Here is a 23651-nt window from a genome sequence, read left to right as displayed (position 1 = left end):
CGAGAGGCCGGTAGGTCAGCGCCTGGTCGACCACCTGCGCGGCGGTCGGCTCGGGCCCCTCAGGCCAGAAGACCAAGCCGGAGACGTAGCCACTCGGGCAGCCCGTCGAGCGTGGCCGTTACCTTGGTGACTCACCTGATCGGACCGACCCCCCGAGGCCCGGTGAGGAGGCGGACGGGGCCCAGGAGGCCGGAGACGCGTTGGCCGGGGAAGACGAAGTGGGTGGGTCCTGCGGCGTCGAGGTGGGGGGCGAGGGTGCCGAACACGGTGACCTCCAGGGTGTGGGGGCCCGGGGCCGCCGTCATTGGGGGCAGGTCGAAGACGTAAGGGGAGCAGATCCGTACGCCGGCGGGGACGCCGTCGACGGACACCTCCGCGGTGCCGCGCACGCGGCCGAGGTCGAGGGTGACCGGGCCGCCCGCGGCGTGGGGCGGTAGGTGCACGGTGCGGCGGTAGCGGACGCCGCCGCTGTACTCGGCGAGGCCGCGGGACTCCCAGTCGCCGACCCTGATCCGGCCGAGGCCGACCTCGCAGCGCAGCGGCCCGGCGAGGGCGGCCCCGCCTTCGTGGCCCGGGTCCGGCTCCAGCCGCAGAGCGGCGCAGCGTACGCCCGTGGGGGCCTCGCCGCCGGCCAGATGGACGGTCAGGGTGTGCGGGCCGGCGCCGCCCGCGGTGCTGCCGCGCTCCTCGCCGTCCACGAACACGGTGGCGCCGCCGTGCACCTCCACCGTCAACCGCGTTGCGCCGGGAGGCAGTTCGCACCACAGCCACTCCACCGACGGCCGGCCGCCCGGCACGGCGAACCCGACGGATACCACGCTGCCGTCGTCGGCGTCCGGGTCCAGCCAGGCGGCACCGGGCAGCGGGTGGGGCCTGCGGCGCAGGTGCAGGGCCGAAGGATCGCCCGCCGGCGCACGGCGTACCACCGACGGCACCCGCTCGCCGTCGCGTTCCGCCCACCACGTGGCATCGCTGTGCGCGGTCGCGAAGAGGGCCGAGGCGTCGTCGTGGCAGACCGCGTCCACCAGGACGGCGAGCTCGTCGCCGCCCGCGCTCTCCACCACGATCTCGTTGTCGCCCGCCCGCAGGGCCGCGGCCACGTCATGGCGCCGCACGCGCGGCACGGCGTGCTCGGCGTACGGGTCGAAACCGCCCTGCCGGCCCACCACTTGACCGTTGACCCGCAGCACGCACCGGCCCCGCGCGGCGACCTGCACCACGGCGCGCGCGGGCGGCCGGGACAGCGACAGCGTCGTGCCGACCCGTACGGTGCCGGAGCCCGCCCCGTCCTCGCCCGCACGCGCGCCCTCACCCGCTCCCGCACCCGTACCCGTGGCGCCCTCGACCGCCGTGCCGGGGGCGGCAGTCGCGGCGATCCACTCGGGTCGCCGGTACCGTGCCGCGTCCCGTACGAGCGCCACGTGCGCCCGCAGATCCGCGTCCTGATCCGGGGTCAGATCCAGCTCCAGGAGCTGCCGGCCGGGCTCCAACCGCACGCGGCCCAGGGCGAGATGGCCGCCGTCGTCCAGGGCGACGGGGCGTCCTGCCAGCCGGACCGACTTCGCGGCGGCGGCGCCGATCGCGAGGTGGCCGTCGAAGGCATCGGCGAGCAGCAGGTCGACGGCCACCCGCCGGGTCGCCCCCGCGGGCGTCGGGCCGATGTGGAGGAACTCCTCGGGCACGTGGCCCTTGGGGCCCAGCACCTCGCGGTGCACCGGGTCCTTGTGGATGCCGCGGGAGTCGGACCACTCCAGGGTCCGGACGGTCTGCCCGTCGGCGCCGCGCAGGACGGCGTGCGGCCCGAACGTGGCGTGCGCGGACGGCTCGGCCGGCACCGCGGCGCTCCCCGGCGCCGCCCACCCGTCGCGTACGCCGTCCTCGCCGGGGCCTTCCACCCGGTGGCGGAAGGTGCGCAGTTCGGTGCGGGCCGGGCCGACCGGCCGGGCCGCGGGGCGGTCGAAGTCGCCCCAGGTGTTGTCGGCCGTCGGCACGAGCCGCATGTCCCAGTCCGCGTCGTCGGGGATCGCGAGCACCTCGCCGCCCCGCGCGGTGACATCGGCAGGCGCCGACTCCCGCGGCAGGTGCCGGAGTGCGCGACCGGCGGGGAGGACCAGCACCGCGGCCGGCCCGGCGTCGAAGGGCACCTCGACCTCGTGGCACCCCGGCTCGCCGGGGACCGCCGTGACCGGCAGGGTGCGGGGCGAACCGCCGAACGGGTCGACCAGCAGGGCGAGTTCGGCCGGTTCGGGGAGCCGGACCCGGACCCGCGCGGTGCGCGCGTAGCGGCCGGGGTCGAAGTCGTAGCGCGCGTCGAGCCAGCCCAGCGCGGCCCCGCGCGCGTCGGGCGCGGCGACGGCCGCCATGGTCGCGCGCGGAGCGGCCGCCGTCAGGAACACCACGGCCGTCTCCGCCACTTGGCGGGCGAGCGCGGGGACCGTCGCCTCGACGACCGGACCCGGCCCGTGCGGCAGATCGGCCAGCAGGTCGGCCGCGGGCACGCACACCGCGCGGCCGTCCGCGAAGCACGCCCGCAGCGCGTCGAGCGCGGTATCGGCGCCCGCGCCGACCACCTCCTCGGGCACCGCCCCCACGGCGACCAGCCGCCCGCCGGCCGCCGCGAACTCCACCAACTTCCGTGCCGTTTCCGCTTCGAGGACGGTGCAAGCGGGCAGCAGGAGCGTCGCGTACCGCTCCTCGGCGACGCACAGCCGGGTGCCGTCCGGCTCGCCGCCGCGCACCGTCGCCCGCGCGAGGGAGGAGTCGTCGATGACGTCGGCGTCGCGGCCGAGCAGGTCGAGCACCCCCGGCCTGGTGCGGAACCAGGTCATGTCGCCGACGAGTTCGAGGTACGTCTCCTGCGCGCGGGCCGCGGCGGCCGAGACGCCGTCCAGGGCGGTGCCGGCCTGCGCGGTCGTGGTGGGCAGCAGCACCGCGACGTCGCACAGGTGGTGGCCCAGGCTCAGGATCGCGCAGAGCCGGGTCACCGCGTCGGCGAAGACCCGGTGGTGGCGCCAGTACGGCTGGCGCCAGTCGGTGCCCGGCGGCGCCCACTCCCACCAGCCGCCCTTGGTCGTGTAGTACACCGCGTGCGGGTTGTAGAGGGTCGCGCCGGCGCGCAGCCACGGCAGCAGCCAGTCGAACGTCTCCTCCAGCGTGCCGCCCCACCCGGTGGAGTGGAACGCCTCGATCCAGGTGCGCCGGCCCCCGTACAGGTGGGCGAGCGAGGAGTGGATACGGGCGTCGCCGTGGTGGTCGGAGCCCGGCGCGGAGAACCAGCGGTGGGTCCTGGCGTAGTCGGCGTACAACTCGACCCCGCCGACCGGGTGTCCGGCGCGGGCGGGGTCCTGCTGGTCGCAGCCGACGAGCAGCCCGTGCCGCTCGTGCCAGCCGGCGAGCGGCCGGAAGAACGCCTCCTCGGCCGCCTCCGCCCGGGTCAGCTGGTAGTCGCGCCGTATCCGACCGGCGTCCGGGCGCGCGCTGTCCGCGTACAGCGCGTCCAGGTGCGGTACGAGGTCGTAGCCGCGCCGGCGCCGGAAGTCCGCGGCGAATCCGGCCGACCAGGTGGGCAGGGACGGCAGTTCGTCCTGGAACGAGCCGACGACCACGGTGCCGAGCCGGTCGCCCAGCCGCCGCTCGAAGGCGCCGTGCACCCGGTCGAGCAGCGCGGCGCACGCCTCGGTGCCGAGGTAGTCGAAGCCGCGCGCCACATGGTGGTGGAGTGTCAGCCGCCAGCGGCCGGGTCCCGGCGGCCGGATCGTCCGGCCGTCGACGGCGAGCGGGACGGCGGGGCCGGTCACCTCGCCTGCCTCGTCCAGCGGTTCCGCGTGGCCGCCGACCGGCTGCCCTTGCGGCGGGCAGCCCAGCTCGCCCTCGCTGTCGACGACCGCGCGTACCCGCGCCAGCGCGCGCCCGGCGTAGCGCGGCTGCTCGTCGACGAGGCGCGCCTGCAGATCGGCGCCGGAGAAGCCCAACTGGTCGTAGAACCAGAGGAACACGCCCAGTGCGGCCGCGTCCGCGCAGACGCCGTCGAGCAGCGCCCACCAGGCGTCGGTCATGAACGCCGGGTCGTCGGCGTCGGACCCGAACAGCGGTCCCGAGGGCGCCAGGTTGAGGATGACCAGGTTGAACACCCCGCCCTCGGCGAAGCGTTGGAGCTGCGCCCGCAACCGGGCCCGGTCCAGCCGCTCCCCGCTCCACCACCAGATGGCGGTGGGCGAGAAGGCTCTGGGTGGTTCGGCGAGGATCGCGGCGATGTCCGCCGGGAGAGCGTCAGCCCTTGAGACCACCTGCGAACCCCTTGATCACATAGCGCTGGAGGAAGAGGAAGATGACGAGGATCGGCAGCGCGGCGAGCACCAGACCGGCGAAGACCAGGCCGTAGTCGGAGACGTACTGGCCCACGAACGAGAAGATCGCCACCGGCACGGTCTCCTTGCCGGAGCCGCCCAGGTACAGCAGCGGGGTGAAGAAGTCGTTCCAGATGAAGACCGCGTTCAGGATGATCACGGTGCCGGTGATCGGCCGCAGCAGCGGGAAGACGATCCGGGTGAACGCCTGCCGGTGGTCGCAGCCGTCGATCAGCGCGGCCTGCGCGTAGTCCCGCGGCAGCGCCCGGATGAAGCCGGTGTAGAGGAAGACGGTGAACGGCATCTGGATGCCGGTGTAGAAGAGGATCATGCCCTGGTAGGTGCCGAGCCAGCCGAGGTCGTCGACCAGCTTGTACAGCGGGATCATGCCGAGCTGGAACGGGAGGATGATCCCCAGCAGGAACAGGACGTACAGCCCGTAGCCGAGGCCGCTCGCGCACCGCGCCAGGTAGTACGCGCCGGTCGATCCGATCACGATGAGCAGCAGCAGGCTGACGGCGGTGATGATCGCGCTGTTCACCAGGGCGGACCCGAGGGACGCCGACGACCAGGCGTTGTCGAAGTTGTGGAAGGTCGGCGAAGTCGGCGGCGACAGCGGCGAGTCGGCGATCTGCGACGGGCTCTTCAGGGCGAGCGTGAGCAGGGCGTACACCGGGAACAGGAAGACGACCGCGGTCGCGATCATCACCAGTTCCAGGAGGTAACGCCCGTAGCCGGGACGCCGTTTGCGGCGCGCGGTGGCGGGGCGCTCGGCCCCGGTGCTGACCCCGCCGGCCGTGACGGTACTCACGCGGTGACCTCCCGGGCGCGCAGATAGCGGAGTTGGACCAGCGAGACGGCGGCCACGAACAGCGCGAGGACCAGCGCCACTGCCGTGCTGTAGCCGAACTTCCCGTACACGAAGGCTTCCTTGTAGAGCACCGTGGACAGCGTCTCGCTCGACGTGCCGGGTCCGCCGTTGGTCGCGGCGTACACCTGGTCGAAGAGCTTCAGGCCGCCGATGGTCGACAGCATCAGGTTGACGGTCAGCGCGGGCGCCAGCAGCGGCCAGGTGACGTAGCGGAACCGCTGCCAGCTGCCCGCGCCGTCGATCCGCGCCGCCTCCAGGAGCTCGGCCGGCACGTCCTGGAGCCCGGCCAGGAAGATCACCATCGAGTACCCGGCGTACTGCCACACCACCATCGCGGCCACCGACCACAGCGTGATCGACGGGTTGCCCAGCCAGTCCTGGCGCAGGCTGCCGAGGCCGACCGCGCCGAGGATGCCGTTGAGGCCCGCGCCGTTGTCGGGGTTGTAGACGTACTTCCACAGGAACGCCACCATCACCGGGCTGACCACGGCGGGCGCGAAGAAGACCACCCGCAGCAGCGTCCTGGACCTGATGTTGGCGTTCACGCCGAGCGCCAGCAGCAGCCCGATGAGGTTCTGCACGACGACGATCGCGACGGTGAGCAGCAGCGTGTTGGTGATGGACTGCAGGGCGCGGTCGTCGCCGAGCAGGGTGTGGAAGTTGGCGAGGCCGACGAACGAGAACGACCCGATGCCGGACCAGTCGGTGAACGCGTAGACCACGCCGGCGATGCTCGGGTAGAGCACCACGAGCGCGTACACGGCCAGCGCGGGCACGACGAAGATCCACGGCGGTACGGTCGGGTCGCGGCGGCCGGGCCGGGGCAGTGCGACGCGCGGTGCCTTCACGACTTCTTCCCGTAGGCCTTGTCCATCTGTGCCAGGGCGCCCTTGACGTCGGTCTTGCCGGCGAGCAGGTCCTGCACGGCGGCGAAGTGGGCCGGCTGCACTTCGGCGTTGGGCCAGCGCTGGTCCATGAACGGCACGGCGTGGTCGGCGTCGATGATCGGCAGGAACTCCGACAGCACCGGATCGATCTTGGTGCTGGAGTCGCGGGAGAAGGGGATGGCGGAGACGTCCGCCGCCCAGGCGTTGATGTTCTCCTGCTTGCCGAGGAACTCGATGAACGCCTTGCCCTTGGCCGCGTTCTTCGCCCGCGCCGACACCCCCAGCCCTACCACGATGCCCGCCGGTATCCACAGGTTCGCCGCGTCGTCCCCGCCGGGGAAGGGGAACATGCCCAGGTCGTCGGGGGACTTGGCGGCCTGCCGGAAGTTGGACAGCACCGAGGACACCTGCACGGCCATGGCCGCCTTGCCGGTGGCGACCATCGAGGTCTGCTGCTCGAACGTGGTGCCGTCGGGGTGGTCGTTGAAGAAGCCCCGCTTCTGCAGGTCCTGGTACTTGCCCATCGCGTCGGCCCAGCCCGAGCCGACGAACGTCGCCTTCCCCGACGCCATCTGGTCGTCGAAGGTGGGGTCCTTGGCGTAGACGGCGTTGGGGACCAGCGCGTAGGTGATCAGCTGGGTGACCCAGGGCGTCTGCGCGCCGAGCGCCAGCGGCACGACGCCCTTGGACTTCAACGTGCCGCACACGTCGAGCAGTTCGGCCCAGGTCTTGGGCGGGGTCACCCCGGCGTCGGCGAACACCTTCTTGTTGTAGATGGCGCCGATGACGCTGCTGCCCGCCGAGTACAGATAGGTCTTGCCGTCGTGGCGGTAGGCGGCGTCGAAGCTCTTCGGGATGGTCCTGGTCCACGCCTGGTCGTCGAGGTCGGTCAGCAGGTCGGCCTTCGCCAGCTCGACCATGGACATCGCGCTGCCGCTGCCGGGGTAGAGCACGTGCACGTCGGGGGCGTTGCCGCCGGCGAGCTGGGTGCGGACCACCGTCTGCACCTGGTCGGTGGGCGCGAAGGAGGTGCTGAACGAGACGCCGGTGTGGCTCTTGCGGTAGGCGGCGATCAGGTCCGTGATCGGCTTCTGCTCGTCGGCGACACCGACCACCCGTATCTTGCCGCCGGAGCCGCCCGAACCCGAGCACGCCGTGAGGACCGAAGGGAGCGCGGCCGCGGCCGCGACCCCACCGCCGACGCGGAGCAGTCCTCGGCGGCTCACCGTGCCCCGGTCGGGCTGACTGCGGGAACCCGTGCTCATGGTGTGTCCTCCTCCTGGGGACCGGCGGACGTGGGCGCCGCCGGAGAGAATGCCGCGGTGAAGTGGTAGGAACCCGAGGCCACTTGGTAGCGGGCGTGGCCGGGGCCGGTGTCGATCAGCGTGGAGTGGGCGCCGTCCTCGGGCGCCGCGGCGAGTTCGCGGACCGAGCGCGGATCGGTGGTGGGTACGAAGACCTCGGCGGTGGCGCCGGGCGGCACCTGCACGCGCAGGGTCAGGCGCTCGCCCTCGCGCCGCCAGGCGGCCGCGACGGTGCCCCGCGCCGACTCGTAGCGGGCGCTCGCGTGGCCGAGCGCGCCGGGGCGGGGCCGGATGCGCAGCCGCCGGTAGGCGACGGAGTCCGCGTTCTGGTCCACACCGGCGACGCCCCGGTAGAGCCATTCGCCGATGGAGCCGAGCGCGTAGTGGTTGAAGGAGTTCATCGCCGGGGCCCGGAAGCCGCCTTCGGGCGTCCAGCCGTCCCAGCGCTCCCAGATGGTGGTGGCGCCGTGCCGCAACGGGAAGAGCCACGACGGCACTTCCGTGCGGCGCAGCAGCGCATGGGCCAGATCCGCGCGCCCGTACGCGTCGAGTACGGGGGCGGCGAGCGCCACCCCGACGAAGCCGGTCTGCAGGGCGGGCCCGGCCGCCTCGACGAGTTCGGCGAGCCGGCGGGCCGCGCCGTCCGCCAGGTGCTCGGGCAGCAGGCCGAAGGCGAGCGCGACCAGGTAGCCGGTCTGAGTGTCGCCCGCCAGCCGCACCTGCCCGGCGGGGCGCGGGGAGTCCTCGGCGGTCTCGGCTCGCCCGGCTGGTGCAGCGCCTTCGGCGTCCCCGGCGGTGACGAAACGTGCCACGAACGCCGCTCTGATGCCGGCCGCCAGCCGGTGGTGCTCCTGCGCCACGTCGTGGTGGCCCAGGGCCTCGGCGGCCAGTGCGGTGAGCCGGGTGCTGTGCGCGAAGTACGCGGTGGCGACGACCCCACGCGGGGTGGGGACGCCGGGGGCGAGCCAGTCCGAGAAGTGCGGGCCCACCCGGTGCCGCCAGATCAGGTCGGGGTTGTGCCGGTGGATCAGGGCGACCCAGGCGCGCATCCCGTCCAGCGCGCGGGAGAGGAACCGCGGGTCGCCGTAGGTGCGGTACAGGTGCCACGGCACGACCACGCCCGCGTCGGCCCAGCCGGGCGCCCCCTCGTCGGCGACGCCGGCCAGCCGCGGCGCGACGTTGGTGAAGCCGCCGTCGGGCGTCCGCGCGTCATCGATGTCGCGCAGCCACTTGGTGAAGAAGGCCGCCACGTCCGCGTTGAGCGCCGCTGTGGGGAGGAAGACCTGTGCGTCGGCCAGCCAGCCGAGCCGCTCGTCACGCTGCGGGCAATCGGTGGGCACGCTCACGAAGTTGGAGCGCTGGCCCCACTCCACGCAGGCGTGCAGCCGGCGGATGTCCGGGTCCGAGCAGTCGAAGGAGCCCGTCCACGCGGTGTCGCTGTGCAGGGCGACGGCCAGCACGGCGTCCGCACGCAGATCCGGTATGCCGCTGATCTCCGCGTAGCGGAAGCCGTGGTAGGTGAACCGCGGCTCGAACGTACGGTGGCGGCGCCCGTCGCCGATCAGGACGTCCGTGGCCGCGGCCGTGCGCAGGTTGGCGGTGTACAGGCGCTGCTTGTCGTCCAGCACCTCGGCGTGCCGGACGACCACCCGGGCGCCGGCGGCGAGGTCGTCGACCCGGAGGCGTATCCGCCCGGCGAGGTTCTGGCCGAAGTCGACGAGGTGCGTGCCGGGGGAGACGCGGGTGACGGACAGCGGCCGGATCTCGGCCATCGCCCGCACGGGTTCGTCGACGGACGCCACCAGCAGCCGGTGGTCGGCGTCCACGACCAGGGCCGGCGACCAGCCGTCGTCGTCGTATCCGGGCGACTCCCAGCCGTCGACGGCCTGTCGCAGGTCGTGGCACTCGCCCATCAGCAGATCGGCGTACCGGATCGCCCCGGTGCGGGTGACCCAGGTGTCGTCGGTGACGACGGTGCGGACGCTGCCGTCGGCGTGGGTGAGGTGCAGTTCGGCGAGGAACTGCGGGAACGTGCCGTAGTGCGCGCCCGCCCGGCGCGGTTCGAAGCCGACGAAGCCGCTCCACCAGCCGTCGGCGAGCGTCGCGGCCAGCACGTTCTCGCCCGGGCCGACCAACTCCGTGACGTCGTAAGTCTGGTACTGCACGCGGCGGGTGTAGTCGGTCCAGCCCGGGGCGAGTTCGGCGTCGCCGACGCGGGTGCCGTTGAGGCGTACCTCGTACAGGCCGCGCGCGCTGACGTAGAGCCTGGCGCGGACCAAGGGGGACGCGGCGGGGGCGTCCGCGGGGTGCGCCGCGCCCGGGAAGGCCCGCCGCAGCAGCGGGCAGGGGGCCAGACCGTGGTCGTCCAGGGCGAGTTCGCCCTCGGTCGGGGCGTCCATCACGGCGATCGGGTTCGGGTCGTGGGTGATCCACGAAGCCCGCCACGCAGGTTCGCCGGGGCGGCTGCGGTCCGCCGCTCGCGACGGCACCGTCATCCCGGTCTCGAACCAGGAGACCGCGCCGGCGGGTTCCTCGCCGGCCGAGGCCGCCCCCGACCACACCTCGACCCGCCAGTGGTAGCGGGTCCTCGGGCGCAGGGCGGGTCCCGCGTAGCCGGCGGCGATCGCCGAGGGGTCCTCCACCCGGCCGCTGTCCCATAGGAGTTGACCACCCTCGGCCAGTGCTTCGGGCCGTTCGGCGACGCGGACCCGGTAGCCGACGGGCGCGTCGCCCCGCAGGTCCGACGCCAGCCGCCACGACAGCAGCGGGGCGGGTTCGTCGATGCCGAGGGGGGTGGTGCGGTGGTCGCACCGCAGGGCGTACGGCCGCAGTGCGGGCACAGGCACGTCCTCCTCTCACACCATCTACGGCGTGAAGATGATCATCCGTGAATGTGAAAACTAACGTCGATTCTGTGGCGTGGAGACTATGAGCCCCTCGCGAGGGGTGTCAAGAGTCCCGTCGGACCCCCGGTCAACCGCCCCCTTTCCGTGACCCACCCCTCACCCGCACCGCTTCGACCGGCGCCACCACGTAAGCGGCGCACCCTTGTGAAGCACGGCCCCTCGGTGATATTCGCGGCGTGATTACCACACGAATGAACGTGAAATCGTCCACGCCCGCGCCCCCGCGCCGTCCGGGTGTGGGGGCTCTCCGCGGAGGGAGCTGGGCATCCAGGGGCGCGGGGAACTGCGCGCTCAGCCACGTGCCGGGCTGAGCCGGGCCGCCGGCCAAGCCCCCGCGGCGGGGTCGCCGGACCACCGGCCGGTGGCGCTGAGCGTGCCGTGTTGCGCACGACCCGCGGGGGTCCGCCACCACGGCGCGTCGCCCGGTTCAGCCCGGCGGCAAGCCACCCGTGTTCGTCGGGCCGTCATCGTGGAAAGGAACCCTGAGGGGAAGGACGGTGGTCGGGGGATGTACTCGATCGACGCTTTGCGCACCGCGGCCGACGGATACCGCTACCTGGACGAGGGCGGCCACGTGTACCTGGACCACACGGGTGCGGGCCTGCCCGCGCGGGCCCAACTGTGGGCCCACGCGGAACGCATCACGACCGGCTGCTACGGCAACCCGCACTCGGTCAGCCCCGCCTCCGCGGCCTCGGGCGAACTCGTGGAGCGCGCGCGACGCAGGGTGCTGGCCCACTTCGACGCGGACCCGTCCGAGTACGCGGTCGTGTTCACGGCGAACGCGACCGGGGCGTGCCGGCTCGTCGGCGAGGCGTACCCGTTCGCACCGGGCACCCGGTTGGTGCTGACACTGGACAACCACAACTCGGTCAACGGCCTGCGGGAGTACGCCAGAAGCCGCGGCGCCGACACGGTCTACGTACCGCTGCGGGCGCCCCGCCTCGGGGTGGACGCGGAGGCGATGGACGCGGTGCTGGCCACCCCGCCGCCGGGCGGCGGCCTGCTGGCGTACCCGGCGCAGAGCAACTTCAGCGGCGTACGGCACTCGCTGGAGTGGGTCACCCGGGCGAAGGCGGCGGGTTGGGACGTGCTGCTCGACGCGGCCGCCTACGTGCCGACCAACCACCTGGACCTGTCCGCGGTGCACCCGGACTTCGTCGCGGTGAGCTGGTACAAGGTCTTCGGCTACCCGACCGGCGTCGGCTGCCTGCTCGCCCGCCGGGACGCGCTCGCCCGGCTGCGCCGCCCCTGGTTCTCCGGCGGCACCATCCACGTCGCGAGCGCGCAGGGCCAGTGGCACCACATGGCCGACGGGGAGGCCGCGTTCGAGGACGGCACTGTCAACTACCTGAGCATTCCCGACATCGAGTTCGGCCTGGACTGGGTACGGGCGATCGGCACCGACGCGATCCACCGCCATGTCACCGCGCTCACCGCGGAGTTGCTGACCGGGCTGGCCGCGCTGCGGCACACCGGCGGCGGACCGCTGGCCCGCTTCTACGGCCCGCCCGACACCGAGGACCGCGGCGGCACCGTGGCACTCAACCTGCTCGACCCGGCCGGGACGGTCATCGACGAGCGGATCGTCGCCCGCGACAGCGCCGCCCGCCGGATCTCGCTGCGCACCGGCTGCTTCTGCAACCCCGGCACCGGGGAGGCCGCGTTCGCGATCGACCGGCACACCCTGGGCGGCGCGGTGCGCACCGCCACCGGCACCATCGACGACTACCTCGGCCGGCTCGGCCTGCCCTCCGGCGGCGCGGTCCGGGTCTCCCTCGGCCTGTCCTCCAGCCGCACGGACGTCGAGGCCTTCCTGGACTTCGTGGCCACCGGCTACCGCGACCACACCCCGGACCCGGGCGGACTCAGCCCTCGGCTGGTGTGCTGAGCGCGACCGCGGGCACCGGGGCCGCCCGGGGCGCCGGCCGGCCGACGGTACGGCACCGGCCGGCCAGCACCGCCCACGCGCCGGCCAGGAACAGTGCGGTGAACCCCGCCAGCAGCAGCCAGTCCACCCACACCGCGCGCCCGAACGAGTTCCCGTACGACGCCAGCAGCGGCGGGCCCAGCGGCGAGGAGCCGTGCGCCCACAGCCCCGGCAGCCCGATCCCGCCGCCCAGCCCCTCGAACGCCCACCGGTTGGTCATCGCCGCGCTCAACACCCGCCCGGCCCAGGCCATTTGTGGCACCGGCACGAAGGCGCCGGAGAACAGCACCTGCGGGAAGCACAGCAGCGGCAGCATCAGCGTCGCCTGCTGCGGCTCGGCCACCGACGCCGACGCCAGCAGCCCGAGCGCCAGCGCCGCGGCCGACGCCAGCAGCACCGTGGTGAACAGCGAGCCGTACGTGTCCCAGCCGGCCGCCGGCAGCCGGTCGAGGCCGCGCAGCACCGCGAGCAGCAGCGCGTCCGCCCCGGCCAGCACCGGCATCAGCAGCGCGGCCTTCGACAGCAGGTACGGGCCCAGCCGCAGCGCGGTGAGCCGCTCCCTGCGCACCACGGGCAGTTCCGTACTGACCTGGAGCAGGCCGTAGGTCAGCCCGAAGAAGAAGCCGCCGAACGCGATCCAGAACAGGATCATCGCCGCGGAACCCGGGCTGGGCGCGGCCGGGTCGAAGGCGCCCGGGCGGAAGAGCAGCGCGAACATCGCGGCGATCACCACCGGTGAACCCACCACCACGGCGGCGGTCAACCGGCTGCGCAGCATCAACTCGGTGCTGCGGCGGGTCAGCAGCCACCACTGGCCGACCGCGCCGAGCGGCCGATCCGGGTCCGGGCTGAGCTTCGGGCCGAGGTTCGGGTCGGGGTGCGGGTCCGGGTTCAGGTTCAGGTCCGGGTCCGTGGCCAGGCCCGGGTCCGACGTTCGGCCGGCGGACTCGGCCGGCAACTCCCTTGCCACGGGGCCGGGTTCGGGCAGCTCCGGCAGCTCGCGCGCGCCCCGGCGGGCCACCGCCGCGTACACCTCCTCGACCGTGGGCACCGCGAACGCCCGCGTCAGGTCCTGCGGGCGACCGAGGTAGCCGGGGTGGCCGTCGGGGGTGAGGAAGAGCACCCGGTCGCAGCGGGCGAGGTCGGCGGGTGCGTGCGTGGTCAGCACGACCGTCACCCCCTCGCCGGCCAAGTCCCGCAGGGTCCGCATGAGTTCGGCGCCGGTCGCCGGGTCGAGCCCGGTGGTCGGCTCGTCCAGGAACAGCACCCGCGGCCGGGTCAGCAACTCCACCGCGATACAGGCCCTGCGCCGCTCGCCCTCGCTCAGCGTCCGCACCCGCTGGGTGGCCCGCGCGGACAGCCCGACCGCGGCCATCGCGCCGTCCACCGCCGCGGTACGCCGTTCCGGGCCGGCGGCCGCCGGCATCCGCAGCCGGGCCGCGTAGGACAGCGCCCGCACCAGCGGGAGGTCCTCGTGCATGACGTTGCCGTGCGGCAGGTAGCCCAGCGCGGGCCGCAGCCCCGCCGGGTCGGCGCCGTCGTGCAGCACCCGGCCGCGCGACGGCAGCCGGATGCCGGCCAGGATCTCCAGCAGGGTGGTCTTGCCCGACCCGCTGCCACCGGCCAGCGCCAGCACCTCGCCCGGCGCGACCGCCAGGTGCACCCCGCTCAGCGTCTCCCGCCCGCCGCGCACCCGCTGCCCCACGCCGTACGCCGCCACCTCGAGACCGATCCCGCCGGTACGGCCGGTGCCGCCCATCGCGCCGCCCCCGCCCGTCTCGGCCATGCCACCCGCGTCGCCCATGCCGCCCGCCTCGCGCCTCGCCCGCCGTCCGGTTCCGCTTCCCGGTCCTGCGGTCCCGTCCCGGAGTCCGGTCCCGCACTCCGTCGGATTCCTACCCCCGGGCGGCACGTAGCGTACGCGAGGCGGGCCGGTGGGCGAGCCGGAGACAGCGGGCCGGCGACCGGTCCTGACGGCCGTGCGGTGCGGTGCCGGGCGGCGGCGTACGGGCCCGGGTCACCGGAGGCGCGGTGAACGGTGTCCCGCGGATGGATGAATACTGTGGGCCGTTGATGATCCACCGACTCGCGGGTACGGGGAGGCGGCGCCGTCGCAATACGCTGGTCCCGCGCGGCCGTTCCGAGCCGCGGCCGAATCTGCCGGGCCCGTGTGGCCGCCGGCGCGGGCCGTTGCGGCGGTGCGCCGCGCCGCCGCCTTGCCCGTATCCTCGCCCTCTCAGCCGAATGGGAGCCCGCACGATGTCCGCAAGTCCCCTTGCCCTGCCACCGGTACGGCTGCTGCCCGCGGACGTGCTCGCCCGGCAGGCGCTGGCCGCGCCGCTGCTGGACCGCGCGCTGCGGCTGACCCGGTGGGCCGGGGAGCAGCGCCGTGTCGACGGCATGGGTGAACTGCTGGACGACGAACTCACCTCCGCCGTGAAGGCGTTGGGCCTGACCGGTGACGAGGGACCGCTCGACGCCTTGCAGGCGTGGGGTGTTGCCGTGGACACCGGGCTGCTCGTGCTGGAGATCGAGGAGGAGGCCGAGGAGTCCACTCCGCCCGGCGAGGCGGCCGGGCAGGCGGTGCCCGGTGAGGTGTACGCGCGGATCGGCCAGGGTGGCGCGGCGGACGGCGCGGACCCGTACGACGTGCTCGACCTGTGGCTCGGCGCGGTGGAGTGCGCGCTGGCCGAGACCACCGCGCCCGACTACGACAACCTGCTCGGGGACCCGGACGGCGACGGCGAGGCGATCAGCCCCGAGGAGGCCGACCGGGAGGCCGAGGAGGAGGCCGAACTCCTCGACGCGGCACTGGTCAACCTGTACGCGCTGTCGGCGCTGGAGGTGGCGGACGCGGAGACCGGGGGAGCGAGCGCGGAGCCCGCGGGTGCGGACGGGGACGGTGCGCGGGACGGCCGGGCCGTGCCGCTGCCCGTGCTCGCGGCCTCCCTGGTGCTCCCCGACGAGATGGAGCAGCCCAGCGAGGCCGTCCTCGAAGAGGTCACCGCCGTCATGCTGCGGCTGGACGAGCACTTCCGGCTGCTGGAGGCCACCGGCCTGGTGGCGTACACGCCGATGGACGAGGCGCTGATCGAGGAGGCCGACGACGAGGGCGTCGCGGCGCTGGGCGAGCCGGACGACGACGAGATCGCCCGCTACGGCGCGGTCCGGCTGACCCCGCTCGGCGTGTACGGCGTGCGAGAGCGGCTCGCCGACGCGGGGGCGTACGCGCCCGTGCTCGGTGACCTCGCGGAGGCCGGCGCGGACGAACTGCTCGGCGCGCTCGGCTCCTACCCGGACCATGCGGTGCGGATCGAGGCGGAGGCGTGGCTCGCCCGGCGCGAACCGGCCGCCGCGGCAGCGGAGTTGCTCGCCGCCGCGAAGGGGGACGGCGCGGACGGGCCCACCCGGCGGCTGGTCTGCCAGCAGGTGCTCGCGGTGCTCGGCGCCGAGGCCGAACCCGCGGTCCGCGACGTCCTCGACGACCCGCACCTCGGCGGACTCGCCCGGGTCTGGCTCACCGAGCGGCACGCGCCCGACGTCCCCGCGCCCACCACCGACATGGTCTACTGGCTCACCATCGACACCGTCGCGGCCCAACTCGCCGCCGACGGCGACTCCGACGAACTCGCCGCCCTCATCACCGAACTCATCGCCCGGCACGAGGAGTTCTTCGCCGACGCCTGGCGCGTCGAGCACCCCGCCACCGCCGCCGTCCTCGAAGCGATCGGCCGCCTCCACCCCGACCGCCCCACCGCCAAGGCCTCCCGCAAGGCAGCCTTCAAGGCCCGCTCCCGGTCCCGCAGCTAGGGCTTTTCGGTCCCTGGCTCCGGGGTTCGTGCCCCGGGCCGGGAGGCGGGTGCGCCGGGTACGAGCCAGGCGGGCAGTGCGGCGGCGACCGCCGAGACGAACAGCCGGCGGTCGCGGGGCGCGGGCAGGGAGATCCACGCCTCGACGACGCCGGCCTCGCCGTGGGCCACGAAGCGGCTGTGGGCCTCGGTGCGCCAGGCGACGGACCCCTCGCCGTCGGGCAGGAGATGCGGGTCGCGTGCGAGGAGGGCGTGCACGGACGCGGTGAAGTGATCGACGAGCAGGCGGTACAGGATCGCACTGCGCTGCCCGGCGAGCCCCGCGGTGTACAGGGCGTCGTGGCGCTCCAGGTGGTCGGCCAGTTCGTTCGACGCGCGCTCCCAGATCTCGTCCGCGGGCAGCCGGGCGGCGACGGTGTCGGCGATCCAGTTCGCCCGGATGCGGTCCAGTTCCGCGTACAGCACCTCCTCGAGGACGTGCGCGGGGCTCGCGGCGTGCTTGTAGAAGGTGGTGCGGTTGACCCGCGCGGCGCGCACCAGGTCCGCCACCGCGATCTCCTCCACCGGTTGCCGCGACGCCAGCAGCAGCACGGCCTCGCGCAGCCGCTGCCGGGTCCGCAGCACCCGGACGTCGACGGTATCCGAGGCGGCGGAACCCTCGGGGGCGGGGCTTTCGGCGCCGGGCGGCGAGGACGCCGAGGGTCGAGGGCGCTGCGAGGACTCCGAGGCTCGCGGCGGCTGAGAAGGCTGCGAAGGCGTGTGCGGCAAGGGCTCCGGCATACCGGGAGTGTAGCCCGCACCGTACCTGACAAGCGCTGATCGACAGGTGTCTCTTTTCTTTTCGGCTCATCGGTGCCACACTTCGAACATGGCGGCGCTGCCTGCGACCACTTCGCGGGGGCTCCCCATCGACCGCGTCCGCGCCGACACTCGCCGAGCCCACCGGCCCCGCGCGGCCTACTTCCCGGTGCCGCCCACCCGGCGGCTCCGACGGTCCGCACACGAAAGAAGCACCATCATGAAGGCATCCGTCACCAAGGGCCTGGGGCAGGGTTTCGTCGTCGAGGAGGTCGAACTCGCCGCCCCGATCGGGCACGAGGTCCGCGTCCAGGTACGGGCCTCCGGCCTGTGTCACTCCGACCTCAGCGTCGCCACCTTCATCGGCGGCGAGTTCCCCGTCGTGCTCGGCCACGAGGTGGCGGGTGTCGTCACCGCGACCGGTCCGGACGTCACGCAGGTGAAGACCGGCGACCATGTCGTCGGCAGCCTGATCCAGTACTGCGGCTCCTGCGTGAACTGCCTCAGCGGTCGTACGCACATCTGCCTGCACCCCGAGTACACGCTGCGCGCCCCCGAGGAGGCGCCCCGGCTGTCCTGGAACGGCGCTCCGGTCGCGCAGGGCATGGGCCTGGGCGGCTTCGCCCAGGAGACGCTCGTCCACGAGAACCAACTCGCCGTCATACCCGACGAGATGCCCTGGGCGCCCGCCGCGCTCATCGGCTGCGGCGTGCTCACCGGCGCCGGCGCCGTGCTGAACAGCGCGAACGTCCAGCACGGCGAGACCGTCGTGGTGATGGGCGCCGGCGGCGTCGGCATGAACGCGGTCAGCGGCGCCCGGCTCGCCGGCGCCGGGAAGATCATCGTGACCGACATCGAGGACGGCAAGCTGGAGCGCGCCAGGGCCTTCGGCGCCACGCACGTCGTCAACTCCCGCGAGACGGACCCGGTCGAGGCGGTCCGCGACATCACCGGCGGGGGCGCCCACCACGTGTTCGACTTCGTCGGCGCCCGCCCGGTGACGGCGCAGGGCCTGCGGATGCTCGGCAGCGGCGGCGGCCTCTACCTCATCGGTGTCGCCGGCAACGACGCGGGCGTCGAGGTCGCCACGATGGCGGCGCTGGGCGGCTCGCAGAAGGTGCAGGGCGTCTACATGGGGTCCTCCCACCTCAAGCGGGACATTCCGTTCTACGCCTCGATGTACCTCCAGGGCCGGATGAACCTCGACGACCTGGTCTCCAAGGAGATCGGCCTGGCCGACATCGAGAAGGGCTACGAGGCGCTGAAGGACGGCACGACCGCGCGCGTGGTCATCACCGACCTGTCCTGACCGGGGGCGAGCCGTCCTGACCGGGGGCGATCGGGGCACGGCCTGTGCCGCGCCCACCCCGCGGGACTCCGCCCCCGGGCCTCCGCCTCCCTCCCCCCGTGGTGAGGGAGGCGGAACGTTCCGGTCGGCCGCCGCCGAGGCGGAACGTTACGGCTAGCAGCCGTTCAGGACCGAGCTGATCGCGGACTTCTCCGCGCTGTCCACGGACAGGCCGTAGTAGTGCTTGACCTGCACGTAGGCGCGCAGGTAGGTGCACTGGTAGGACGCCTGGGGCAGCCACTCCGCCGGGTCGTCGTCACCCTTGGAGCGGTTGGAGTGCGCGGAGACCGCGACGAGTTGGGGGCGGGTGGTGTCGTTGGCGAACGCCTGGCGCTGCGCGGTGGTCCACGCCCACGCGCCGGAGTCCCACGCCTCGGAGAGCGGCACGAGGTGGTCGATGTCGAAGGTCGACGGATCGGTGGTCGTGACACCGTCGTACGGGCTGGTCCAACTGCCGGAAGTGGCCTTGCAGGCGCTGTCGGTCACGACGCCGGAGCCGTCCCGCTTGATGACGTACTCCCGGGTGTCGCAGGTCCCGGAGATCGTGATCCAGGTCGGGAACAGGCTGCGGTCGTACGTCGACGCGTGCGTCTCGGGCGTCGCGGTCATCTCGGAGAGGTACGTGCGCGCCGTGGAGGCGGCGATGGGCGTCGGCAGCGCGGCCTGCGCGGTGCCGCTGCCGGTGAGGAGGATCGTGGCCGCGAGCACGACGGCCCCGGCTGACGCGCAAACGCCGCGCAGGAGACGGGTTTTGGGCATGGCTGAGCGCTCCCGTGACTAGAGGGTCGGAAGGTGCGGGGGAGTTGCCCCTCCAGCGTCCCGGTCTCCGGTCTATGCGGGTAGACAGCCGGCGGTAAATTTTAGGTGACCATGACATTTTGTTCGCCGACGGCATGGCAACGGCCCGGTTCCGTACGGGAACCGGGCCGTGTGTTCGAACGCCAGGGCCCTGCCGCGGAGTTGCGGCAGCCGATCCGGGGTCGGGGCGCGCGGCCGGCGCCCCTCCCGTCGTGCTGCTAGAGCGCGGCCGCGCCCGGCTCGACCATCGCCTTCGCGGTGCGCCCGTCCGCGAAGGTGCCGAGCGCCGTCATCTCCCACTCGCCGGAGTTCTGCTTGACCATCTTGGCCATCAGCACCCCGCGCCGCGCCTCCCCGTGGGTGAGGTCGAAGCGCACCATCTCCTCGCCGGTGACGGCGTCGAAGAGCCGGCAGTACGCCTTCGCGACCTTGTTGAACTTCTGCCCGCTGTAGGAGTTGACGGTGAAGACCAGGCCGGTGGCGTTCGCCGGGAGCGCGCCGAGGTTGATGGAGATGACCTCGTCGTCACCGGAGCCGGCGCCGGTCAGGTTGTCCCCGGCGTGCTGGACCGCGCCGCCCAGGACGCTCAACTTGCCGAAGTAGCAGGTGGCGAGGTGCTCGCGCTGCGGCCCGTAGACGATGACCGAGGCGTCCAGGTCGATGGCCCGGCCGCCGAACGCGGGCTCCCAGCCCAGCCCCATCCTGACCGTCGACAGCACCGGGCGGCCCGCCTTGACCAGCGAGACCGACTGGTTCTTCTGCAGGTTCACCCGGCCCTTGTCGAGGCTGATCTTGCCGGCGCCCGGAGCGGCCGCCGGGGGAGCAGGCGGCGTCGCAGCGGGCGGCGGCGGGAACTGCGCGGCGGGCGCGCCCGCGGGCGGCGGCGGCAGATGCGCGGCGGGCGGGCCGGAAGGGGGCGCGCCGAAGGGCGCCGCCGGGGGCGCAGGCGGTGCGGGCGGAGCCGCGGGAGTGGGAGGTGCGACCGGCTGCGCGGCCGGGGCCGCGGGCTCCTCGACGCTCACCCCGAAGTCGGTGGCGATCCCGGCCAGTCCGTTCGCGTACCCCTGGCCCACCGCGCGGACCTTCCAGGCGCCGCCGCGCCGGTAGACCTCGACGACGACCAGCGCTGTCTCCGGGCCGAGCCCGGACGGCTCGAACGTGGCGACCACGGAGCCGTCGCTGCCGCGGACGGTCGCGGTCGGGGTGGTGCCGGCGAAGACCCCGCCGCCGTCGATGCTGGCGGTCACCACGATCTTGTCGATCTCGGCGGGCACCGCCGCGGTGTCGACCTCGATCGAGTCGGGCGCGGAGCGGCCGCCCGAGTGGTGGGTCACCCCGGGGCCCTCGGGCTGGTTGTAGAAGACGAAGTCGTCGTCCGAGCGCACCTTGCCGTCAGCGGTCAGGAGCAGACCCGAGACGTCGAGCCGCACGGGTGCGGAGACGTCCACCACCACTCGGGGTACGGAGAGCGGCACATTCGAGCCAGGCGTCATTGCGGTCATGTCCTAGGTAACGACAAATCCCTCGTCACGGTTCCATGGCCGGGCGGCCCGGCGGGGCCGCCGTTCCTCCCGTACCCGCGCCCTCGCCCGCACCCGTAGCCGCCCCCGCGGGCCCTCCCGTACCCGGGCCCTCGCCCGCTGCCGCTCGCCGCCCGACAGCAGCCGGCCGCCCCGCCGACCGCGTGCCCGGGCGGACCTGCCTGCCCCGGTGGCGGGCCTGCGTTCCCCGGCGGGCCCGCCGGCAGGGTGCTACTTGTGGTGGTTCCACGGCCCCTTGTCCATGACCACCCTGACCTCCTCCGGCCCCTTGCGCATCAGGCCGCCGCGCTGGAGCCGCAGCGTCGGCCGGCTCTCGGAGTCGGGGCTCGAGTACAGCTCCAGGGCGTGGACGACCACGGCGTCCGGGGCGTTCTCGATCATGCCGGGCACGCAGGTGTACACCAGGTCGTCGTCACTGGCGTTCTCCGCCGCGATGACGACCCTGTCGCCGGCCGTCCCGTTGTCGATCTCCAGGGTGACGCCGTAGCGGAAGAACGAGCCGGTGCCGTTGGACTGCGCCGAGTACGCCACCGGCACCACCGCGCGGATCGTGTCGTTGAGGGCGATCTCGATGACCTCCTCGGCCGTGCCCTGGTGATCGCGGCCGACGTCGCCCAGGTGCTTGACCGCCCCGTCGGCGGTGCTCATCTGCGGCGGGACGTCGTCGGCGCCGAAGGTGGCGACGTGCTCGACGGTGCCGTTCGTTCTCAGTATCAGGGCGTGCAGGTCGTAGTCCGTACTGCTGTCCCAGCGCATCCGGGCGGTGATTCCGGAGGACTTGGCCAGCGGGACCGGGGCGTCGCCCTTCTTCATGTTGATCATGGGAGTCCTGTTCCGACGGGCGGGCGTCGCGCTCGTACCGGGTGATCCGTTCGACCGCGACCTGACTCCGGAACCGTAGGACATCGGCGGATTCCCTGGAACAGGTGGGTACATGGGGGATATCCGCCGCGTCGGGCGAACCGTCCCCGCCGCGCCGGGCGAGCCGTCCCCGCCGCGCCGGCGAACCGTCCCCGTGTCCGGCGGGGCCCGGGCTCCGCCCGGTCAGTGCGGCCAGATCGGCGGGTCCGTGCAGAAGGCGCCGCCGAGGTTCGCCTGCGCGGGGTTGTCCGGGTCCAACTCGCCCTGCTCGGCGACGAGTCGCGCGGCGAACACCTCGGAGTCGTCCTGCGGTTCGTAGCCCAGCGCCCGCGCCGACCCGAGGTCCCACCACAGGCGGGTGTTGGCGGAGGAGCCGTAGACGACGGTGTGCCCGGGGGTGCCCGCGCTCAGCGCCGCGTGGAAGAGCCGGGCGCCGTCGGCGGGGCTCATCCAGACCGACAGCATCCGTACGTTCGCCGGTTCGGGGAAGCAGGAGCCGATCCGGACCGAGACCGTGTCGATGCCGTGCAGGTCGGCGTAGAGCTGGGCCAGGTCCTCCCCGAAGCACTTGGACAGCCCGTAGAAGGTGTCGGGGCGGCGCGGCGTGTCGACCGGGATCAGCGGGTCGCCGTCCTGCGGGCGCGGGGTGAAGCCGACCGCGTGGTTGCTGGAGGCGAAGACGACCCGGGGCGCCGCGCTCCCGGTGCGGAGCCCTTCCTCGCGGACCGCCTCGTAGAGGTTGTGCGTGCCCTGGATGTTCGCCGCCAGGATCTTGTCGAAGGTGGACTCCAGCGAGATGCCGGCCAGGTGCAGCACCGCGTCCACCCCGCGCGCGGCCGCGCGCAGCGCGTCGCGGTCGGCGAGGTCGGCGGTGATCGCCGTGCGCCCCTCGGGCTCGCCCGGCACCGGCTCGATCGGCTGGACGTCGAAGAGCCGCAGGTCGTAGCCGTATGACGGCAGCAGGCCGCGCATCAGGGTGCCCAGGCCGCCGGCGGCGCCGGTGAGCAGGACGGTACGAGGAGCGGGCATGGTGGTCCTCCTGGTTCGACGACGGGCTTCGGGCGGTGGCTCCGGGCGGTGTCCCCGGCTGCCGGGGCCACCGCTGGTGCGGGCGGTGCGGGCGAGACCAGAGAAGTATATCCATGAATGCAGTTCAGATACATAGACGTCTTGCGTTGTTCGACGCGCCGTTCGCGGACTGCTCGCTCGCTTGACCCGCGCCGGGAATCTCGCCTAGCGTGGCAGCGTTCATGAATATAGACATGATTCACGAGGGCGCACATCACGCCCACCGGCTCCGAGGGGGACCCCCGATGACCTCGCCCGCACTCGCCGAGCGACTTGACGGTCTGCTGTTCTTTCCCGTGACGGCGTTCGACGCGGACGGCTCGCTCGACCTCGGCGCCTTCCGCGCCCATGTGCGGCAGGGCGTCGAGGCCGGAGCGGCGGCCGCCTTCGTCTGCTGCGGCACGGGTGAGTTCCACGCGCTGGCCCCCGAGGAGTTCGGCGCCTGCGTGGCCGCGGCCGTCGAGGAGGTGGCCGGCCGGGTGCCGGTGGTGGCCGGCGCCGGATACGGCACCGCGCTCGCCCTGCAGTACGCCGCCATCGCCGAACGGGCCGGCGCCGACGGCCTGCTCGCCATGCCGCCCTACCTGGTGCTGGCCGACCAGGAGGGACTGCTGCGCCACTACACCGCGCTCGCCGCGGGCACCGGCCTGGACGTCATCGTCTACCAGCGCGACAACGCCGTCTTCACCCCCGAGACCGTGGTCGAGCTCGCCCGGGTGCCGAACATCATCGGCCTCAAGGACGGGATCGGCGACCTCGACCTCATGCAGCGGATCATCAGCACCGTCCGCACCGAACTGCCCGGCCACGACTTCCTGTACTTCAACGGCCTGCCCACCGCCGAACTCACCGGCCTCGCCTACCGCGGCATCGGCGTGACCCTCTACTCCTCGGCGGTGTACGCCTTCTCGCCCGAGATCGCGCTCGCCTTCCACCGCGCGCTCACCACCGGCGACGACGCCACCGTCGGCAAGCTGCTCGACGGCTTCTACCGCCCGCTGGTCAACCTCCGCAACCAGGGCCGGGGTTACGCGGTCTCGCTGGTCAAGGCGGGCGTACGGCTGCGGGGGCTGGACGTCGGCGAGGTACGGCCGCCGCTGTCCGAGCCCGCCCCGGCGCACGTCAAGGAACTGGGCGAACTCATCGAGCGCGGCCTGGCGCTGGTCGGCGAGCACTGACATGGC

15 protein-coding genes are annotated in these 23651 nt (G+C 73.5%); 4 read left to right on the top strand and 11 right to left on the bottom strand.

What is annotated here, in order from left to right; all coding sequences use genetic code 11:
* Positions 1 to 131: 131 nt before the first annotated feature.
* The 5 genes from OG370_RS09985 to OG370_RS09965 are packed head-to-tail and all read right to left on the bottom strand — an operon-like array spanning position 132 to position 10254.
* Entirely contained in the window at positions 132 to 4286 is a 4155-nt protein-coding gene (locus OG370_RS09985; RefSeq protein WP_328462704.1) for a glycosyl hydrolase, read from the bottom strand.
* Positions 4270 to 5157: a carbohydrate ABC transporter permease gene (locus tag OG370_RS09980; RefSeq protein ID WP_328462702.1), complete on the bottom strand. Its 888-nt coding sequence runs from the start codon at positions 5155 to 5157 to the stop codon at positions 4270 to 4272. Before OG370_RS09980 ends, OG370_RS09985 begins: the two co-directional genes overlap by 17 nt.
* The gene (locus OG370_RS09975) at positions 5154 to 6065 is read right to left on the bottom strand and encodes a carbohydrate ABC transporter permease (protein ID WP_328462700.1); all 912 of its coding nucleotides are present in this window, start codon (positions 6063 to 6065) and stop codon (positions 5154 to 5156) included. The genes OG370_RS09980 and OG370_RS09975 overlap by 4 nt, the downstream gene beginning before the upstream one ends.
* The gene (locus tag OG370_RS09970) at positions 6062 to 7369 is read right to left on the bottom strand and encodes an extracellular solute-binding protein (RefSeq protein ID WP_328462698.1); all 1308 of its coding nucleotides are present in this window, start codon (positions 7367 to 7369) and stop codon (positions 6062 to 6064) included. The genes OG370_RS09975 and OG370_RS09970 overlap by 4 nt, the downstream gene beginning before the upstream one ends.
* On the bottom strand, positions 7366 to 10254 hold the full coding sequence (locus OG370_RS09965; RefSeq protein WP_328462696.1) for an alpha-L-rhamnosidase: 2889 nt from the start codon (positions 10252 to 10254) through the stop codon (positions 7366 to 7368). Before OG370_RS09965 ends, OG370_RS09970 begins: the two co-directional genes overlap by 4 nt.
* 568 nt (positions 10255 to 10822) lie before the next feature.
* Here OG370_RS09965 and OG370_RS09960 point away from each other — a divergent pair.
* Complete coding sequence (locus tag OG370_RS09960; protein WP_328462694.1) at positions 10823 to 12205, top strand: aminotransferase class V-fold PLP-dependent enzyme; 1383 nt, start codon at positions 10823 to 10825, stop codon at positions 12203 to 12205.
* Here OG370_RS09960 and OG370_RS09955 read toward each other — a convergent pair.
* Positions 12183 to 14048, bottom strand: coding sequence for an ATP-binding cassette domain-containing protein (locus OG370_RS09955; protein WP_328462692.1), 1866 nt, complete (start codon positions 14046 to 14048; stop codon positions 12183 to 12185). The two genes, OG370_RS09960 and OG370_RS09955, sit on opposite strands and share 23 nt — an antisense overlap.
* A 455-nt stretch (positions 14049 to 14503) precedes the next feature.
* Between OG370_RS09955 and OG370_RS09950 the strand changes: the two genes are divergently transcribed.
* Positions 14504 to 16054 carry a hypothetical protein gene (locus OG370_RS09950; RefSeq protein WP_328462690.1) on the top strand — a complete coding sequence of 517 codons (1551 nt, stop codon included), beginning with the start codon at positions 14504 to 14506 and terminating at the stop codon, positions 16052 to 16054.
* On the opposite strand, the gene OG370_RS09945 is transcribed toward OG370_RS09950, so the two are convergent.
* Positions 16051 to 16833 carry a TetR/AcrR family transcriptional regulator gene (locus tag OG370_RS09945; protein WP_328462688.1) on the bottom strand — a complete coding sequence of 261 codons (783 nt, stop codon included), beginning with the start codon at positions 16831 to 16833 and terminating at the stop codon, positions 16051 to 16053. The two genes, OG370_RS09950 and OG370_RS09945, sit on opposite strands and share 4 nt — an antisense overlap.
* Before the next feature lie 238 nt (positions 16834 to 17071).
* Here OG370_RS09945 and OG370_RS09940 point away from each other — a divergent pair, with 238 nt between their 5' ends.
* Complete coding sequence (locus OG370_RS09940) at positions 17072 to 18160, top strand: zinc-binding dehydrogenase (RefSeq protein WP_328462686.1); 1089 nt, start codon at positions 17072 to 17074, stop codon at positions 18158 to 18160.
* A 153-nt stretch (positions 18161 to 18313) separates the two neighbouring features.
* Here OG370_RS09940 and OG370_RS09935 read toward each other — a convergent pair whose 3' ends face one another.
* From OG370_RS09935 to OG370_RS09920, 4 genes are all read right to left on the bottom strand, one after another.
* Entirely contained in the window at positions 18314 to 18958 is a 645-nt protein-coding gene (locus tag OG370_RS09935; protein ID WP_328462684.1) for an HNH endonuclease family protein, read from the bottom strand.
* 257 nt (positions 18959 to 19215) lie between these two features.
* A complete protein-coding gene (locus OG370_RS09930; protein WP_328462682.1) occupies positions 19216 to 20490 on the bottom strand; it encodes a TerD family protein in 1275 nt (424 codons plus the stop codon).
* A gap of 258 nt (positions 20491 to 20748) precedes the next feature.
* Positions 20749 to 21360, bottom strand: a complete 612-nt coding sequence (locus OG370_RS09925) for a hypothetical protein (protein WP_328462680.1) — start codon at positions 21358 to 21360, stop codon at positions 20749 to 20751.
* A gap of 222 nt (positions 21361 to 21582) precedes the next feature.
* Positions 21583 to 22428 carry an NAD-dependent epimerase/dehydratase family protein gene (locus tag OG370_RS09920; protein ID WP_328462678.1) on the bottom strand — a complete coding sequence of 282 codons (846 nt, stop codon included), beginning with the start codon at positions 22426 to 22428 and terminating at the stop codon, positions 21583 to 21585.
* Between the two features lie 284 nt (positions 22429 to 22712).
* Between OG370_RS09920 and OG370_RS09915 the strand changes: the two genes are divergently transcribed.
* Positions 22713 to 23645, top strand: a complete 933-nt coding sequence (locus OG370_RS09915) for a 5-dehydro-4-deoxyglucarate dehydratase (RefSeq protein ID WP_328462677.1) — start codon at positions 22713 to 22715, stop codon at positions 23643 to 23645.
* The last annotated feature ends 6 nt before the right edge of the window (positions 23646 to 23651 follow it).

The sequence above is a fragment of the Streptomyces sp. NBC_00448 genome (assembly GCF_036014115.1).
GTDB lineage: Bacteria > Actinomycetota > Actinomycetes > Streptomycetales > Streptomycetaceae > Actinacidiphila.
The sequence above is the reverse complement of the archived record's forward strand: the minus strand, read 5'-3'. Positions and strand labels throughout refer to the sequence as shown.

Excerpts from the sequence above, each read along its gene's own strand:
- OG370_RS09960 (WP_328462694.1), top strand. The coding sequence starts at position 10,823 with ATGTACTCGATCGACGCTTTGCGCACCGCGGCCGACGGATACCGCTAC.
- OG370_RS09955 (WP_328462692.1), bottom strand. The coding sequence starts at position 14,048 with ATGGGCGACGCGGGTGGCATGGCCGAGACGGGCGGGGGCGGCGCGATG.
- OG370_RS09945 (WP_328462688.1), bottom strand. The coding sequence starts at position 16,833 with ATGCCGGAGCCCTTGCCGCACACGCCTTCGCAGCCTTCTCAGCCGCCG.
- OG370_RS09920 (WP_328462678.1), bottom strand. The coding sequence starts at position 22,428 with ATGCCCGCTCCTCGTACCGTCCTGCTCACCGGCGCCGCCGGCGGCCTG.
- OG370_RS09930 (WP_328462682.1), bottom strand. The coding sequence starts at position 20,490 with ATGACGCCTGGCTCGAATGTGCCGCTCTCCGTACCCCGAGTGGTGGTG.
- OG370_RS09935 (WP_328462684.1), bottom strand. The coding sequence starts at position 18,958 with ATGCCCAAAACCCGTCTCCTGCGCGGCGTTTGCGCGTCAGCCGGGGCC.
- OG370_RS09970 (WP_328462698.1), bottom strand. The coding sequence starts at position 7,369 with ATGAGCACGGGTTCCCGCAGTCAGCCCGACCGGGGCACGGTGAGCCGC.
- OG370_RS09940 (WP_328462686.1), top strand. The coding sequence starts at position 17,072 with ATGAAGGCATCCGTCACCAAGGGCCTGGGGCAGGGTTTCGTCGTCGAG.
- OG370_RS09925 (WP_328462680.1), bottom strand. The coding sequence starts at position 21,360 with ATGATCAACATGAAGAAGGGCGACGCCCCGGTCCCGCTGGCCAAGTCC.
- OG370_RS09950 (WP_328462690.1), top strand. The coding sequence starts at position 14,504 with ATGTCCGCAAGTCCCCTTGCCCTGCCACCGGTACGGCTGCTGCCCGCG.
- OG370_RS09915 (WP_328462677.1), top strand. The coding sequence starts at position 22,713 with ATGACCTCGCCCGCACTCGCCGAGCGACTTGACGGTCTGCTGTTCTTT.